Origin of the sequence: Micromonospora sediminicola, assembly GCF_900089585.1 — a bacterium.
Classification (GTDB): Bacteria; Actinomycetota; Actinomycetes; order Mycobacteriales; family Micromonosporaceae; genus Micromonospora; species Micromonospora sediminicola.
This window is the reverse complement of the sequence record NZ_FLRH01000003.1, coordinates 430,438-446,554: the sequence shown is the minus strand read 5'-3', so window position 1 is coordinate 446,554 and position 16,117 is coordinate 430,438. Positions and strand designations below refer to the sequence as shown.

Here is a 16,117-nt window from a genome sequence, read left to right as displayed (position 1 = left end):
CGGGGCACGCGCGCCGCGGGTTCAGTGGTCGCCCCCACGGAGCTGGTCGACCGCGTGCCGCAGGATCGGCCCGAGCACGGCCAGCCCGTCGCGCGCCCCGCCGCGGGAGCCGGGCAGGTTGACCACCAGCATCCGGCCGGCCACCCCGGCCAGGCCCCGGGACAGCGCGGCGGTCGGCACCGTGTCGCGGCTGTGCGCCCGGATCGCCTCGGCGATGCCCGGGATCTCGTAGTCGAGCAGTGAACGGGTCACGTCGGGGGTGCGGTCGGTCGGGGTGATGCCGGTGCCGCCGCTGGTCACCACCACGTCGACGCCCTCGTCGCGGGCCGCCCGCAGCGCGTCGCCGACCGGCTCCCCGTCCGGCACCACCACCGGCGCGTCGACCGTGCAGCCCAGCTCGCGCAGGCCGGCGACGAGCAGCGGACCGCTGGTGTCCTCGTAGATTCCGGCGGCGGCCCGGTTGGAGGCCACCACCACCCGGGCCCGGATCACGGCCGGTCCTCCGGGCGCATCCACTCGCCGGTCTTGCCGCCGGACTTGCGGAGCACCCGGACGGCGTCCACCGAGGCGGCCGGGTCGACGGCCTTGACCATGTCGACCAGGGCCAGCCCGGCCACGGCCACGGCGGTGAGCGCCTCCATCTCCACCCCGGTGCGGTCGGCCGTCCGCGCGGTGGCGGTGATCTCGACGGTGTCGGCGGTGAGGCGCAGGTCGACGGTGACGCCGTGCAGCGCGATCGGGTGGCAGAGCGGGATCAGGTCGGGCGTGCGCTTGGCCCCCATGATCCCGGCGAGCCGGCCGACCGCGAGCGCGTCGCCCTTGGGCAGGCCGTCGCGGCGCAACAGCTCCACCACCTCGGCGGTGGTGCGGAGCCGGCCGGCGGCGACCGCGAGCCGGCCGGAGACCGGCTTGGCGGAGACGTCGACCATCCGGGCCGCGCCGGCCGGATCGACGTGGGTGAGCTGCGCGGGTTCGGTCACCGCTCGACCCTATCCGCCGGGTACGACGACGGGCGTCGCTCGGGGCCGTCGGCGGGGAGGGACGTCGCGGCGGGTGCCGATGTACCGGGCGACGCCCCTCCCTCACCTACCCACCGTCGATCCGCTGGGGTGGACGGACGGTGGGGGCCTCGTCGGCCGGGTCCCGCACAGGCGGGGACCCTCCCCGTTGGCCGATGGGGGGACGCTAGACGGCACCGCGATAAGAAATCGATAAACCGGTTCAGGCGACTGTCGACGGCGGTTCCGCGAGACGTCGGCGGAGTTCGTGGCGCTCGGGCACGCCCATCCGGTCGAAGATGGCCAACGCCCGCTGCCGGTACCGGCGCGCCTCGGCCGGCCGGTCGTCCTCCAGGTGCTCGGCGAGGCCGCACAACGCCCGACCCTGCTCGTACGGGTGCGCGATCCGGGTGGCCAGGGCGAGAGCCTGACCGTGCGCCGTCACCGCCGCCGCGACCCGCCCGGCAGCGGCCAGCGTCAGGCCGAGATCATTCAACGCCGCCGCCTGGACGTGTCGCTCACCGGAGTCCTTCGCCTGGTCGAGGGCCATTTCGTGCTGAACGCGCGCGTCGTCGAACCGGCCCAGGTGCCGGTACGCGATGCCGAGGTCGTTGCGTGCCTCCGCCTCGCCGAACCGGTGCCCGGTCCGGTCGCGCAACCGGATCGAGGCGGTGAGCAGTCGAACCGCCTTGGCATGGTGGCCGAGTCGGTTCTCCACCGACGCGATGTGACCGAGGGCGTTCGACATGTGGTACTGGCTGCCCTGGCAGCGGGCGAGGAAGAGGTGCTGGCGGTGGGCTTCGAGCGCCTCGGCGTACCGTCCGACCGCGGTCAGGGCGTAGCCGAGATTCGGCAGGGACGGCAGTGGCTCGACCCCGCCCCGTGGATCCTCCCGGAGCAACTGCCGCCCGAGGGTGACCGACCGTTCGGGATCGCCGGTCAACCAGTGCACCACCACGAGGTTCGCCCGGTAGCGGTGTTCGTTGCCCCGGTCGTGCAGGTCACGCGAGATGGACACGGCGGTTTCCAGGTGCCGGAGCGAGTCCAGGTAGCTGCCGGTGCGGGTGTAGGCGGAGGCCAGATAGTTGTGCATGATCGCCTGCGCGGACCGGTCGCCACTGCGCTCCGCCGCGCTCAGGCCGACCCGATGGGTGGCGACGATGTCGTCGAAGTAGCCGCGCATGTAGCAGAACCGCCACATGGCCCGGGCCAGGCGCCACGCGTGTCCGAGGTGCCCTTCCCGTTCGGCGAGCCGGATGAGGGAGACGAGGTTCGGCCGCTCTCGTTCCAGCCACTCGACGTCCGAGGCGTCGCTCGCGTCGATCAGGTCCGCCCGGGCCGGCGGGTCGAGCCGGAGATGAGCGCGAAGCACCTGCTGGTCCAGGGTGTTGGCCCGGGCCGCCACCTGGTGGAGCACGTGATCGAGCAGGCGCGCCACCGCCTCGTGGCGTTCCGCCGGTTCCGCCGCCTCCCGGAACAGCTCGGCCGAGTACTGACGCATGAGATCGTGCAACCGGTACCGCCCCGGAGCCGGCTCCTCGATCAGGTGCTGGTCGAGGAGGTCGTCCAACATCCGTTCGGTGTGATCCAGCCGCAGTTCCGCCAGGGCAGCGGCCATCCGGGCGTCGAACGGATCCCCGGGGTGGAGGCTGACCAGCCGGAACAGCCTCCTGACCGGCTCGGCCAGCTGTTCGTAGGAAGCGGAGAAGGCGTCGGCCACGGTCTGCTGCTCCACCGCGAGCTGCCGCAGCACGGTGCTACCGGCATCCAGCCGCCGCGCGAGATCCGCGACTCGCCACGTCGGTCGGTGCGCCAGCCAACCACCCGCCAGCCGAACGGCCAGGGGCAGGTGCCCGCACCGTCGTGCGACCGCCGCCGCCGCATCCGGCTCGCTGCTGACCCGCGCCTCGCCGGCGGTACGCGCCAGAAGCCGCACCGCCTCGTCCGAGGTCAGCACGGGGAGGGAGACGGGTGGCCCGACGTCACCGGCGGACAGTCGGCGGCGGCTGGTCACGAGGACGACGGAGCCTCCGGCGGAGGGTAGGAGCGGTCGGACCTGGTGCCCGCCGGCCGCGTTGTCCAGGACCAGGACGACGCGGCGGCCCCGCAGCTCGCGTTGCCACAACTCGACGCGCTCGTCCCGATCGCTCGGAATCCGGCCGGCCGGCACCTCCATCTGCCGCAGCAGCATCGTCAACGCGTCGGCCGGGTCGACCGGCGCCTTCTCGTTGTGCCCGCGCAGGTCGATGAAGAGCTGCCCGTCGGGGTACCGGTGGGCGAGCAGGCGTGCCAGGTGAAGCGCGAAGGCGGTCTTGCCGCTGCCGGCCATGCCGTCGATCACCCGGACAGTCGAACTCCGGTCGCCGGCCGACTCGATCTCGGTCACCGTCCGCTCGACGAGCTCCCGACGTCCCACGAACTCGACGACGGACCGCGGGAGGTGATCGTGCTTCGCCCGGGACCTGCCGGTCGGATCGGCCGGGCGTCCGCTGCCGAGGCGGTGCCCGTGGTCCTCGCGCGACCTTGCCGGGGGAACGCGACCCAGCAAGGATGTCCGTAAGTCGCGCAGCTCCGACCCGGGCTCCACGCCGAGTTGTTCACTGAGCACGGCCTCGGCCCGGTCGAGGACGGCGAGCGCCCCGGCAGGATCCCCGTCCGCCGACAGCGCACCGGCGAGCAGCGCCTGCGCCTGCTCTCGGTACGGATGCCGTTCCGCATGGTCGGTGAGGAGGGCGATCGCGGCCCTGGTGCGACCAAGCTCGATGTCCAGGCCGGCCCGGAGTTCGATCGCGCTCAGCCGCTGTTCCTCCAGCGCCGCCCTGCGTGCCCACAGCACCGGTCCCACCGGCAGGCCGGCGATCAGCGAGCCCCGCCAGAGACGCTCGCCCTGTCGGAGCAGAAGGTCGGCGCGGGCGACCTCTCCGACGGACCGGGCGGATCTGGCGGCATCGGTCAGGCGCTCGAACCGGTGCACGTCGACCTGCTCGTCGCTCAGATCGAGCCGGTACCCGCCGGGGAGCCGGACGAGCTTCGGCCCCCCGAGCCGTTCGAACGCCCGCCGCAGGTTCCCCGCGTAGCTACGGACATTCGCCAGGGCGGAACGGGGCGGATCATCCGGCCACAGCTCGTCCACGAGCATGTCCGTGGTGACCAGGCGGCCGCTCTGCAGTGCCAGCAGGGCGAACGCCACCTGCTGCTTCGGCGTCCCCAGCGGCAGCCGGGTCGACCCCTGCCGCGCCTCCGGCGCGCCCAGCAGCCGGATTTCCGCCAATGCTCCCCCCGCCCGGCGTCAGGAATTGAATGGCATCGCATTCCGTGTGGGATATGCGCAATGCGTACTTATGGAATATACCGCCCGATCCGTCGCACCCGTTCGAAACATATCAGAGAGCGACGACGCTTTTTCTGTCAGTTGACGTGCCGCATGTTACGGAAGGCGGAACCGAAGGGCTACAGACATCGGTGTTGGAGGGCTCGATAATCCCACTGGAACAGTGCGGCCAAATACGCGTTCAGTCTCGACGCAAAGACACTGCGTAACGAGAAGCGGCGACATTGGCGCAATATGCGCATATGGACATCTAATAGAACTAACCCTGCCTAAAAGGCCATAAGATGTCGTGCGTCGGACGGGCCAGATCTCCTGGCTCCGCAGATCGGACGAAGGGCAACGCAGATGCGCGGCAACGACTGGCTGTGAAGCGAACTTCCCGGGCGTCTGAGCGGGCCGTACAGTACGGGTACACGCACCGCTACGGACGAGCACGGTGGAGGCGGACACGTGACTCGCGTCCATGCACGCGACAATGGGACCGATCGGCGGCTGTTGCTGCTTGTCGGTCTCGTCGTGTTTTCCGCCAGCATCGCCACCCTGGTGAGTATCCGGCTAATCGACACCGGCGACCTGGCGACGCAGAAGAACCTCACCCGCGCCATCACGATCGCCTTCCTCGTCGCCGTCGCGGCGACCGTGAATGTGCGAATCCGCATTCGAGCCACCACCCACGGTGTTTCGTGGACCGACGCGGCTTCCGTGATCGGGCTCGCGGTCGCACCGGTGCCGTGGGTGGTGGTCGCCACCGGCGTAGGCGTCGCCATCGCCCGTCTGATCGGTCGGCTGACCCCGATCAAGCTGGCCTTCGGCGTCGCCAAGGAGATGACGCTGGCCGCCGCCGGAGGGCTGGTCCTCGTACTCGCCGGCTGGTCATGGCCCTGGTCGGGCTCGATCGGCCGCTCACTGCCCGCCCTGGTGCTGGCTTATCTGACCGTCGTCGTCCTCGACGAACTGCTGACCTTCCCCGTTCTCGCCTTCGCGACCGGAACCCCGATCCGCAAACGCTTCCGCGAGCAGGTGGACCTCCGCCTGGCGAGCGTTCTCGCCCGCTTCTCGGTGGTCCTGTGCACCCTGCTCATCCTGCGGATCAACCCGACCTTCCTGGTCGTCGTCCCACCACTGGTCCTGAGCCTGCACCTCGCCTACTCCAGCCGCCTGCGCAGTCGTGCCGAGCGGCAAGCCTGGCAGCGGTTGGCCCGCACGACCGACGCGTTGAACGTGGTCGACCTCGACCAGGTGCTCACCACCGCGGTCACGCAGGCCACCGAACTCTTCTCCGCCGACGAGGTCGAGATCGAGCTGCGTGAGGAAGGCCGGGTGGTACGCGGCGTGGGCGGAGCCATCACGTACCGGGGCCCGGCCGGCGAACCGAGCGCGGTCGAGGGGTCGGTGCTCGCCAGCAGGCTCGAGGGCCACGACCAGACCGTGGACATCGGCGTGCTGCGGCTCCGGTTCGCCGGGCCGGTGGAACTCTCCGAACGCGAGCAGTACACCCTGCGCACCTTCGCCTCCGCCCTCTGCACCGCGGTGCGCAACGCCCAGGCGTACGCCGAACTCGCCCGCATCGCCGACGCCCACGCCCACGCCGCCACCCACGACGCCCTCACCGGCCTGTCCAACCGCCGCCACCTGCTGGACGAGGGCACCACCCACCTCACCGCCCGGCACGCCGACGGCATCACCGCCCTGGTGCTGATCGACCTCAACCACTTCAAGGAGGTCAACGACACCCTCGGGCACGGCGCCGGCGACCGGGTGCTGATCCAGGTCGCCGAACGGCTGCGCGGCGCGGCCCGACCCGACGACCTGGTCGCCCGGCTCGGCGGCGACGAGTTCGCGGTGCTGCTGCGCGCCCTGCCCGCCCCGGCCGTCGCCGCCCACCGGGCCGAGGCCCTGCTCTCCGCCCTGCACGACCCGCTCGACCTGGACGGCATGCGGATCAGCGTGGAGGCCAGCGGCGGCATCGCCGTCGCCCCCGCCACCGGCGGGATGGCCGAGCTGCTGCGCCGCGCCGACGTGGCCATGTACCAGGCCAAACGGGCCGGCCAGCGGATCGCCACCTACGCACCCGCCCGCGACACCGCCGACCTGGGCCGGCTCACCCTCGGCGGGGAACTGCCCCGGGCCGTCGCCGACCACGAGTTCACCGTCAACTTCCAGCCCATCGTCGACCTGGCCAGCGGCGAGGTCACCGGCGCGGAGGCGCTGGCCCGCTGGCACCACCCCACCCACGGGCTGATCGACCCGCTGCGCTTCCTCGAAGCGGTGGAACGCTCCGGGCTGCTGCCCGCGTTCGCCGAGGCGATCCTCGACCAGGCGCTGATCGCGGCCGGCACCTGGCGCGACGCCGGCTTCGACCTGCCCGTCTCGGTCAACGTCTCACCCCGCAGCCTGCTCGACGCCCGCTTCCCCGGCGCCGTCCTGGCCCGGCTGCGCGCCCACGACCTGCCACCGGACCGACTCGTGCTGGAACTCACCGAGACCCTCACCCTCAGCCAGCTCGACGTGGTCGACCGGGTGCTCAGCCGGCTCCGCGACTCCGGCGTCCGGCTCGCCCTCGACGACTTCGGCACCGGCTACTCGTCCCTCTCCCTGCTCTCCCGCATCCCGGTCCACGAACTCAAGATCGACCGCAGCTTCGTCACCGCCATGGAGACCGCACCCGAGGCCGCCGCCGTGATCCGCTCCACCCTCGACCTGGGGCGCAGCCTCGACCTCACCGTGGTCGCCGAGGGCGTGGAGAGCGAACCGCAACGCCGCGCGCTCTGGGAGTTGGGCTGCGCAGCCGGGCAGGGCCACCTGTTCGCCCGACCGCTACCCGCCGGCGCGCTCCTCGCCGCCCTCCAGCGTGGCGCCGGCGGCCGACCCGGCGCGCTCGCGCCGCCCCTGCACGACACCGGCGCCGTCATCCGCCTGCCCGGCCGCCGCGCCGGCGGCCCGCGCACCCGCCCCGCCGCACCCGCCGCCGACTCCCGGCAGCCCTGACCCGGCCGGGCCGCACCGCCGGTCTGCCAGACTGGCCCGCGTGACCGCCCACGCCGACCCGCCCGGCCCCGCCTCCCGCCGCTGGTCGGCACTCGACACCGCCGCCGGCGGCCTCGCCCTCGACCTGGGGCTCTACGCCGCCGCCACGATCTTCGCCGCGATCACCGCCGCCACCTCCACCCTGCCGCCGCACCGCGCCTGGGGCGCGATCGCCACCGTCGGGTACGCCCTCGCCACGGTCGCCGCCACCACCCAGCTCCTCGCCCGCCGCCGCGCCCCCGACACCACAGTGGCCGGGCTGCCCGCCCGCTGGACGGTCACCGGACTCACCTGGGCCACCACCGCCCTGCTGCCCGTCGTCGTGCAGAGCGTCCAACGGGCCGGCGGACGCACCGACCGGGCCCAGGAGGAGGTGATCGTGGTCGAACACGCCGGGACGCGCCTCGCCGAGCACGGCACCCCCTACCTCGGACCCGACGCGATCGCCGCCCTGCCGCCGGGCGAACAGCTCCTCGGCTACACCCCCTACCAGCCCGGCATGGCGCTGTTCGGGCTGCCCCGCGCCGCCGTCGACGCCTGGTGGACCGACGCCCGCGTCTGGTTCGCCGTGGTCACCGCGCTCGTCCTCGCCGCCCTGGTCACCACGCTGCGCACCACCGGCGGCCCGACCACGTCCCGCCGCACCGCCGCCGTGCTGCGCGCCGTCCAGGCCGCCACCGTGCTGCCCGTCTGCGCGCTCACCCTCGCCACCGGCGGCGACGACCTCCCCGTACTCGCGCTCTGCCTGCTCGCCCTCGCCCTCGCCGCCGCCGACCGACCCGGCCGCGCCGGCCTCGCGGTCGGCGCCGCCGGCGCCCTGAAACTCTTCGCCTGGCCGGTGGCGATCGTGCTGGTCTGCTGGGCCGCCACCCGCCGCGCCGCCGGCCGCACCGCCCTCGGCGCCCTCGGCCTCCCCGTCCTCGCCCTGGTGCCGGTCCTCCTCGTCGACCGCGACGCCCTGGTCGAGAACGTGCTGCGCTTCCCCCTCGGCCACGGCCTGGTGACCAGCCCCGCCCAGTCCCCGTTCCCCGGCCACCTGATCGCCGAGACGCTGCCCGCCGGCCGCGCCGTCGCCGCCGCGCTGCTCGTCGCGGTCGGCCTGGCGATCGCCGTCCGGCTGCTGCGCCGACCGCCGCGCACCGCCGCCGCCACCGCTGCCATCTGCGGGTACGGGCTGCTCGCCGCGATCCTCCTGATGCCCTCCACCCGCTTCGGCTACCTGCTCTACCCGGTCGCCCTGCTCGTCCTTGCCCCGGCGCTGACGCTCACCGAACGCCCGAACCGGGACGTCGGCGCCCCGCCATTCCCGGCAACCGCCCGCCGCGACGCGGCCGGAGGGCGTACACCTGAGGGATGACCACCTACCGCGACCGGGCCGAGGCGGGACGCGACCTCGCCGAACGACTCACCGACCTCGCCGGCCGACCCGACGTCATCGTCCTCGGCCTGGTACGCGGCGGCGTACCCGTCGCCCGGGTGATCGCCGACCGACTGGGCGCCCCCCTCGACGTGCTGGTCGTCCGCAAGCTCGGCGTGCCCTGGGCACCCGAGGTCGCGTACGGCGCACTCGGCCCCGGCGGCGTGCAGGTCCTCAACGACATGGTCGCCGGCCGGATCAGCGAGAACGACCGGGCCCAGGTCCGCCGCCGCGAACAGGCCGAACTGGAGCGCCGCGAGCAGCGCTACCGCGCCGGCCGCCCACCCCTGGACCTGACCGGACGCACCGCGGTCGTCGTCGACGACGGGCTCGCCACCGGCGCCACCGCCCGCGCCGCCGTCCAGGTCGCCCGCCACCTCGGCGCCACCCGCGTGCTCGTCGCCGTCCCGGTCGGCTCCGAGCAGGCGTACGAGATGCTCACCGACACCGCCGACACGGTCGTGAGCTGCCAACTCCCGCCGGACTTCGCCGCCGTCGGCGCCTACTACGACGACTTCCACGAGGTCTCCGACGACGAGGTGACGCAGGCGCTGACCGCCACCGCGTGAAATCACCCGGTACCGTCGATGTCATGCAGCTCACTTGTCCCAAATGCCACGGAGAGATGCGCCAGTACGAGCGCAGCGGAGTAGTCATCGACCAGTGCGGCGAATGCCGCGGAATCTTCCTCGACCGCGGCGAGCTCGAGAAGCTGTTCGAGGCCGAGGCCAACTGGAACCGTCAGCAGGGCGGCGCCCCGCAGGCCGCACCCGCCGGCGCCGGCTACCCGCCGCCGCCACCCCCGCCGGCCGCCGCGCCGCACCAGCCCGGCTACGGCGCCGTCCCCCCGCCCCCGCCGCCGCCCCCGCCCGGCCACGGGTACCCGCAGCCCGCGTACGGCCACGGTCAGCAGCAGCACTACGGCTACCACGGTCACTACCGGCGCAAGAAGAAGCACGGCTTCCTCGGCGAACTGTTCGACTGACCGCTCGCCGTTCCTGTCGGCGGGGGTCCTTCCGGTCGTCTCCACGGCCTGGAGAGCCCCCGCCCGACGCCTCGCCGCCGTGCCGACCGTCCCGCGCCGTGGCAGGCTGCTCGGCATGAGCCCGATCCGGCCGCACGAGACGCTGGCCCAGGCCTACGACGGCATCACCACGGTCGTCGCCCCACTTGACGACGCCGGCCTGCAACGGCCCACCCGGTGCCGTGGCTGGCTCGTCGCCGACCTGCTCTTCCACGTGCTCTGCGACGCCCAGCGCGCACTCGTCGCCCTGGCCAGCCCGGCGTCCGGCCCGGCCGACGTGGACGACGTCAGCTACTGGCGGGCGTTCACCCCCGACGACGACGGGGCGGGCGCGGCACACGCCTGGTGGGCCCGGCGCTCGGCCGCCGCCTTCGACCGGCCCACCGGCATCGTGCGGATCTGGACCGACACCGCCCCCGCGGCCGTCCGCGCGGCCGCGACCGCCGACCCCGACGGGTACGTGAGCACGCAGGGCCACGTGCTGCGCGTACCCGATCTGCTCGCGACCCTGACCACCGAGGCGGTCGTCCACCACCTGGACCTGGTGGTGGACCTGCCCGACGCGCCGCTGCCGGCGGCGGACCCGACCCGGGTCGCGGTGACCACGATGGACGGCCTGCTCAGTGACGAGGCGGTGCGGCCGGCCGGGTGGGACGACCACGAGTATCTGCTGAAGGCCACCGGGCGGTTGCCGCTGACCGACCGGGACCGGGTGGAGCTGGGCGAGGCCGCGGGGTGGTTCCCGCTGATGGGCTGACGCCGTCAAACGATGGCCATGTCCACGAACCGCGACAGGTGCAGCTGCGCCGCGACGGTGACGGTGTCCGTCGGCCCATTTCTGTGCTTGGCGATGATGAAGTCCGCCTCCCCAGCGCGGGGTGACTCCTTGTCATAATAGTCATCACGGTGCAAAAGGATTACAACGTCAGCATCCTGCTCAATAGAGCCGGATTCGCGCAAATCAGACAGTTGCGGTCGCTTGTCCGTACGCTGCTCCGGGCCACGGTTCAGCTGGCTCACCGCGATCACCGGGCACTCGACCTCCTTGGCCAGCAGCTTCAGGCCACGGGACAGGTCCGCGACCTCCTGCTGCCGGCTCTCGGTGCGCTTCGGTGACGTCATCAGCTGGAGATAGTCGACCACGATCAGCTTGAGGTCGTGCCGCTGCTTGAGCCGCCGCGCCTTCGCCCGGATCTCCATCAGGTTCATGCTCGGGGTGTCGTCGACGAAGAGCGGCGCCTCGCTGATCTCGCCCATGCAGCGTGCCAGCTTGGTCCAGTCGTCGTCGGAGAGCTGCCCGCTGCGCAGCACGTGCAGCGGTACGCGCGCCTCGGCCGAGAGGAGTCGCATGACGATCTCGACCTTGCTCATCTCCAGCGAGAAGATGGCCGACGCCTGGTTGGCGCGAATGGCGGCGTTCCGCGCGAAGTCCATGCTCGCGGTGCTGTTGTGGGTCGGGATCATCGACCGGCCCGCCAGGTAGAGGTGATCGTCGTTGTCGACGGTCACGCAACGCACCGGGACGCTGGCCACCGGTCGGACATCCACGATGAAACGGGAGCCCGAGCGTACGTCCGACGACGTCCGCCGCCGGGCCTGATGGGCCTCCCGTTTCCTCTCCAGGCGGAAGACCGGTTCCGGGGTGGAGAAGTTCAGCGTGTACGCGATGGACGAGTCCTCCGTGCGCCCACGCACCTTCCGCTCGGTCATCGTGCAGCGGTAACCCAGGCTTACCACGAGTTCCCGGACACCGGCGATCAGCCGCTTCGAGGTGGACGTGTACTGGAGGTTCCCGGTGGGGGCCACCGTGCCGTCGGTGTCCATCAGTCCCGCGAGGAGCGCCCGCCGTTGGGCCTCGGAGGCGCGGAGATATTCCTGCGGGATGTGCTTGCTGTGGGCCACCCCGGCCCGGCGGAGAAGGGCGACGAACGAGCCACCACGCTCATGACACTCGGCGCAGCGGCGTACTTCCGGGTTCTCCCGCAACGCTCGGCTGGAGCCGCCGCAGTCGACGCAGGTGCGGTCCAGCGCCCTCGGCCGCGTGGGCAGGAGGACGGTGAAGACCAGCGGCCCGCTGGGTCGCACCACGAAGCCGTCCCGGGCGACGAGGTCGACCATCTCGGCGTCCGCCGTGGTGAAGCGGCTTGCCCCGGTGCTGCCGTCACCGAGCCACACCCCGAGGGTGTACGGCGGAACCGGCAGCTCACGCTCCGGAAGCTGGAGCGGCGCGCAGTTGTCCACGGCGTGGTTGAGGCGACGGTCCGCCGTGTCGGTGCGCAGCGTTGCGGCGATCTGCGCGGTCGTCACCACCCCGTCGTGCACGGTGCGGGACCCGGCGTTGACCTGTCGTTCGGCCCGTTCGCGAAGCCCTGTGACCAACGCTCCGGCCGGATAGCCGGGTGCCGTCCAGTTGCGTGCCTTACCGGCACGGGTGACCGGTCGGGAGATCCGGCCGTTCGCGCCGACCTGCTGCGCCACTGTGTGCAGCACGTTCCGGAATTCGGGACCGACGTGTTCAAGGGTTTCCGCGAGGGTGACCAGGCGCTGGGGTTCGACGGACACAGTCCTCTCGACGGCCCGCAGCTTCGCCAAGGCCGTCTCGGACCAGTAGCGCCGCTGACGCGACTCAGGTTGGCGTCGGCTGGCCCGGGTCGTCGTCTTCCAGAGGTGCTCGGCGTCAGCCACGATGACGGAGCCGTCGGAGAACTCGACCTCGTAACACGGTCGGTCGTGCATCACGTCGAAGGCGTTGGTGACGGTCGTCGGGGTGCCGTCGGCCGCGAGGAGTTGGTCGCCGACACGCACTTCACCCATGGTCGTCCACCCCTGCGGCGTGGGGAGAGGAGTGTCGAGTGCGAGAGCCTTTCCGAGACCAGGTCGGCCTGCCACGATGATCAATTGACCGGCGTGCAGGCCGTTGAGCAGACGGTCGAGGTCGGTGAAGCCGGTCGGCACGCCGGTCATCACCCCGCCCTGGGCGCCGACCGCCTCGATCTCGTCCAGGGTCGGCTGGAGCATGTCGGCCAGGACCGCGAAGTCCTCGCTGACCCGCTTCTCGGTGACCTCGTAGACGGCCTGCTGGGCGAGGTCGACGACGTCGTCCACGTCCCGGCTGCCGCCCTGGCCGGTGCCGTAGCCGAGCTGCACGATCCGGGTGCCGGCCTCGACCAGGCGGCGGAGCACGGCCCGCTCGCCGACGATGCGGGCGTAGTAGGCGGCGTTCGCGGCGGTGGGCACGCTGGCGATCAGCGTGTGCAGGTAGGGCGCGCCGCCGATGCGGGCGAGGTCGCCGGAGTCGGCGAGCGCCGCCGCCACCGTGATCGGGTCGGCGGGTTCGCCCCGACCGTAGATGTCGAGGATGGCGTCGAAGATGGTGGCGTGCACCGGGCGGTAGAAGTCGTTGGTCTTGAGGATCTCGACGACGTCCGCGATGGCGTCCTTGGAGAGCAGCATGCCGCCGAGGACGCACTGCTCCGCGGCCACGTCCTGGGGCGGCGTCTTCTCGAACGGCGCCTCGCGTGGCGGTTGTTCGGACGGTGGCCCCCCGGCCCGTTCCGCCCGTGTCTCGTCGGTGACCGACACGGGTCCCCCCTTGTTGCGTCGGGTCGAGTCCAGCTCTATCGCCTGGGTACGACAACTTCCGCCGACCCTCCGGTCGATCGGGGGGCATCGTCCGGCGGTCGGTGGCCACGATACGGAACCCGAGGTCAGCCACCAACAGGGCCGGTGGACGAGCCTCGGGACAACCTGTGGACGCACGGGGGGCGACATGTGCGCAGGGTGTGCACAGGGGTGTGGAAAAGTGACGGGGAATTCCGGGCCTATCGCTCCTGACCTGGGCTTTTCCCATCCCCACCCTGTGGACGGAAGATTTCGGGTCGAGCCTTGCCGCCGATCGTCCCGTACTATCGCTGCGAACGGCTACACCTGGACAGCGGGTTGCACTTTCGGGTTGAGAAGGGTCACGCTCCGGCCGTGAGACACCGGGACTGGGGAAGCGGGGAGGACAGCCCGCGCGAGCGCCGGCCGAGCGGTTCCTGGGACAATCCCGCCGGTCCGCGCGGTGTCGAGCCGTACGCGTCGGAACGTTCCCGCACCCAGAGCCGGCGGCGGGCGATCGAGCGTGGCCAGGACGAGCCGGTGGACGCCTACCTCCCGCGGTGGGCGGTGGAGTCGGGGATCAGTCGGGCGGACGGTGGCGGGCGGCATGCCGCGCCGGACGACGACGAGGTCGAGCCCTACTCCGTCGGTGACCGGCGGCCGGAGGCCGGCCGGCGTCGGGACGACGGCCGGCGTGAGCTGCGGGCGATCGGCGCGGGCCCGGTGTCGGACCACACCGCCGAGTGGACGATGGACGCCCCGCAGGAGCAGGGGTACGTCGGGAGCCGGCGCGCCGAGGGGGCCGAGGACGGGCCGGTGTCGGGGGTGGCGCCGCGGGCGCGTCCCCGTCGTGCGGCGAGCCGCAAGCCGGAGGTGACCTGGTCGGGGCTGGCGGATGAGGCCGGCCCGGTCGGTGACTCCGGTGGGTGGGAGGCGGAACGGCCGACCCGGCGGAGCCGGCGGGCAAGCAGCGACTCGTCCTGGTCACCGCCGGCGGCGGCGGAGCCGTCGTGGTCTCGGCCCGCGGCGGTGGAGCCGTCGTGGCAGCGGCCCGCGGTCGACCCGTGGGAGCGGGGCCGGGCGGGGGAGCCTGGTCCGGCGGAACCGCCGGCGGTGGATCCGTGGGACGCGTCGGGTGTGCACGCGTGGGGTCGGGCGGCCACCGGGAGCAGGTGGGACCAGTCGGAGAGCCGGTGGGACCGCACGGAGCACACGGGTGAGTGGGACCGGTTCACCGACACGGGCTATCTGGAGCGGGTACGCGACGGCGGCGACCGCTATGCGGACGTCGATCCCTGGGATCGGACGGCGCCGCCGGTCCGGGAGGGCTGGGCGTCTCCACAGCGGGCCGAGGAGTTCTGGTCGGGTACCCGGCTGGCGGGTGACGATCCGCGCTGGATGGAGACACCTCCGTCGGCGCCGCGGTCGCCGATGGTGGCGTACACGGCTCCGCGTCCGCGTGCCGCGCCGCGCCGGCGGCCGGTGGAGCCGGTGCGGTCGGGCGGGTCGGCGCTGCGGCAGCGGGTGGAGACGATCGGCGGCGGCTCGTGGAGCCGGCGGCTGGAGGACGACCTGCTGGACCCGGATCCGGGTGGCCCGTTGCGGCCGCTGGTCTACACGGCCGCCTGCTATCTGGTGCCGGCGGTGCTGCTCTTCCTGGGTCTGGTGTTCCTGAACGGGCAGGCTCCGGCGGGTTGTGTCACCGACCTCACCGGCGGGGGTTGCGACTCGCCGCGGGCGCATGCGCTCGCGTCGTTGTTGGCGGCGGCGCCGCGGTTCGGGCTGGCGATGGTGAGCAGCCTCGTGGTGGCGGTGCTGTTGCGACAGGTCGGCACGACCTGGCGGTCGGCGACGGTGGCGTTGGCGGCTGCTGTGGTGGGTGGCGGGCTGTCCACGGTGGTGATCAGCGCGGTGACCGGCCAGCCGATCGGTTGACGTCGGCGCGGGGCGCGGTGGGATGCGGAAGGGCCCGCACCGGTGTCCGGTGCGGGCCCTCGCGTCGTGCTGGTGGCGTCAGCCCTTGACCACGTTCAGGTCGAACTTGGCGGTCACCTCGGGGTGCAGCCGGATGCTGACCGGGTAGGCGCCGAGCGACTTGATGTGGCCGGGCGTCTCCAGCCGGCGACGGTCCAGGGTCGGACCGCCGGCGGCCTTGACGGCCTCGACGATCTCGGCCGGGGTGACCGAGCCGAAGAGCCGCCCGCCGTCGCCGGCGCGGGCCTTGAGGTTGACCTTCAGGCCCTCGAGCTGGCCCTTGATCTCGTTGGCGTGGCCGAGGTCGCGGACCTCGCGGGCCGAGCGGGCCCGCTTGATGACCGTGACCTGCTTCTCGGCACCCTTGGTCCAGGCGATCGCGAAGCCCTGCGGCAGCAGGTAGTTACGGCCGTAGCCGTCCTTCACCTCGACGATGTCGCCCGGAGAGCCGAGGCCGGACACCTCCTGAGTCAGGATGATCTTCATGTCCGTGCCTCCTCTCAGCGGGTCGTGGCCGTGTACGGCAGGAGCGCCATCTCGCGGGCGTTCTTGACCGCACGGGCGATCTGCCGCTGCTGCTGCGAGGTCACGCCGGTCACCCGTCGAGCGCGGATCTTGCCGCGGTCGGAGATGAACTTGCGCAGCAGCGCGGTGTCCTTGTAATCGATGTAGGTGATCCCGTCCTTGTCGAGCGGGTTCACCTTCTTCTTCGGCTTGCGCAGTGCCGCAGCCTTCGCCATTGCTCT

At 72.4% G+C, this 16,117-nt stretch carries 12 protein-coding genes; 6 read left to right on the top strand and 6 right to left on the bottom strand.

The window, feature by feature from the left end; all coding sequences use genetic code 11:
- Window positions 1-21: 21 nt before the first annotated feature.
- The 3 genes from GA0070622_RS02550 to GA0070622_RS02540 all read right to left on the bottom strand — a co-directional run bounded on the left by GA0070622_RS02550 (window position 22) and on the right by GA0070622_RS02540 (window position 4,269).
- Window positions 22-492 carry a MogA/MoaB family molybdenum cofactor biosynthesis protein gene (locus GA0070622_RS02550; protein WP_091567817.1) on the bottom strand — a complete coding sequence of 157 codons (471 nt, stop codon included), beginning with the start codon at window positions 490-492 and terminating at the stop codon, window positions 22-24.
- Entirely contained in the window at window positions 489-980 is a 492-nt protein-coding gene (moaC, locus tag GA0070622_RS02545; RefSeq protein WP_091567813.1) for a cyclic pyranopterin monophosphate synthase MoaC, read from the bottom strand. Before moaC ends, GA0070622_RS02550 begins: the two co-directional genes overlap by 4 nt.
- Before the next feature lie 241 nt (window positions 981-1,221).
- Window positions 1,222-4,269 (bottom strand): AfsR/SARP family transcriptional regulator, encoded by a 3,048-nt coding sequence (locus GA0070622_RS02540; protein WP_091567809.1) that lies wholly within the window; start codon window positions 4,267-4,269, stop codon window positions 1,222-1,224.
- Between the two features lie 510 nt (window positions 4,270-4,779).
- Between GA0070622_RS02540 and GA0070622_RS02535 the strand changes: the two genes are divergently transcribed.
- The 5 genes from GA0070622_RS02535 to GA0070622_RS02515 all read left to right on the top strand — a co-directional run bounded on the left by GA0070622_RS02535 (window position 4,780) and on the right by GA0070622_RS02515 (window position 10,554).
- Window positions 4,780-7,317 (top strand): putative bifunctional diguanylate cyclase/phosphodiesterase, encoded by a 2,538-nt coding sequence (locus tag GA0070622_RS02535; protein ID WP_091567805.1) that lies wholly within the window; start codon window positions 4,780-4,782, stop codon window positions 7,315-7,317.
- Window positions 7,318-7,357: 40 nt separating this feature from the next.
- On the top strand, window positions 7,358-8,713 hold the full coding sequence (locus GA0070622_RS02530; protein ID WP_091576781.1) for a glycosyltransferase 87 family protein: 1,356 nt from the start codon (window positions 7,358-7,360) through the stop codon (window positions 8,711-8,713).
- A complete protein-coding gene (locus GA0070622_RS02525) occupies window positions 8,710-9,342 on the top strand; it encodes a phosphoribosyltransferase (protein ID WP_091567798.1) in 633 nt (210 codons plus the stop codon). Before GA0070622_RS02530 ends, GA0070622_RS02525 begins: the two co-directional genes overlap by 4 nt.
- Before the next feature lie 23 nt (window positions 9,343-9,365).
- Entirely contained in the window at window positions 9,366-9,758 is a 393-nt protein-coding gene (locus GA0070622_RS02520) for a TFIIB-type zinc ribbon-containing protein (protein WP_091567789.1), read from the top strand.
- Between the two features lie 115 nt (window positions 9,759-9,873).
- The gene (locus GA0070622_RS02515) at window positions 9,874-10,554 is read left to right on the top strand and encodes a maleylpyruvate isomerase N-terminal domain-containing protein (RefSeq protein WP_091576779.1); all 681 of its coding nucleotides are present in this window, start codon (window positions 9,874-9,876) and stop codon (window positions 10,552-10,554) included.
- Between the two features lie 5 nt (window positions 10,555-10,559).
- On the opposite strand, the gene dnaB is transcribed toward GA0070622_RS02515, so the two are convergent.
- Window positions 10,560-13,379 carry a replicative DNA helicase gene (dnaB, locus tag GA0070622_RS02510; RefSeq protein ID WP_091567786.1) on the bottom strand — a complete coding sequence of 940 codons (2,820 nt, stop codon included), beginning with the start codon at window positions 13,377-13,379 and terminating at the stop codon, window positions 10,560-10,562.
- Window positions 13,380-13,772: 393 nt separating this feature from the next.
- Here dnaB and GA0070622_RS02505 point away from each other — a divergent pair, with 393 nt between their 5' ends.
- The gene (locus tag GA0070622_RS02505; protein WP_091567780.1) at window positions 13,773-15,332 is read left to right on the top strand and encodes a hypothetical protein; all 1,560 of its coding nucleotides are present in this window, start codon (window positions 13,773-13,775) and stop codon (window positions 15,330-15,332) included.
- A 78-nt stretch (window positions 15,333-15,410) separates the two neighbouring features.
- On the opposite strand, the gene rplI is transcribed toward GA0070622_RS02505, so the two are convergent.
- Both rplI and rpsR read right to left on the bottom strand, forming a co-directional pair.
- A complete protein-coding gene (gene rplI / locus GA0070622_RS02500; RefSeq protein ID WP_091567774.1) occupies window positions 15,411-15,857 on the bottom strand; it encodes a 50S ribosomal protein L9 in 447 nt (148 codons plus the stop codon).
- 14 nt (window positions 15,858-15,871) lie between these two features.
- Window positions 15,872-16,111 carry a 30S ribosomal protein S18 gene (gene rpsR, locus GA0070622_RS02495; protein ID WP_013289355.1) on the bottom strand — a complete coding sequence of 80 codons (240 nt, stop codon included), beginning with the start codon at window positions 16,109-16,111 and terminating at the stop codon, window positions 15,872-15,874.
- Window positions 16,112-16,117: the final 6 nt, after the last annotated feature.

What these genes read in the sequence shown, in the direction of transcription:
- GA0070622_RS02525 (WP_091567798.1), top strand. Translation starts at nt 8,710, where the DNA reads ATGACCACCTACCGCGACCGGGCCGAGGCGGGACGCGACCTCGCCGAA.
- GA0070622_RS02520 (WP_091567789.1), top strand. Translation starts at nt 9,366, where the DNA reads ATGCAGCTCACTTGTCCCAAATGCCACGGAGAGATGCGCCAGTACGAG.
- GA0070622_RS02515 (WP_091576779.1), top strand. Translation starts at nt 9,874, where the DNA reads ATGAGCCCGATCCGGCCGCACGAGACGCTGGCCCAGGCCTACGACGGC.
- rplI (WP_091567774.1), bottom strand. Translation starts at nt 15,857, where the DNA reads ATGAAGATCATCCTGACTCAGGAGGTGTCCGGCCTCGGCTCTCCGGGC.
- rpsR (WP_013289355.1), bottom strand. Translation starts at nt 16,111, where the DNA reads ATGGCGAAGGCTGCGGCACTGCGCAAGCCGAAGAAGAAGGTGAACCCG.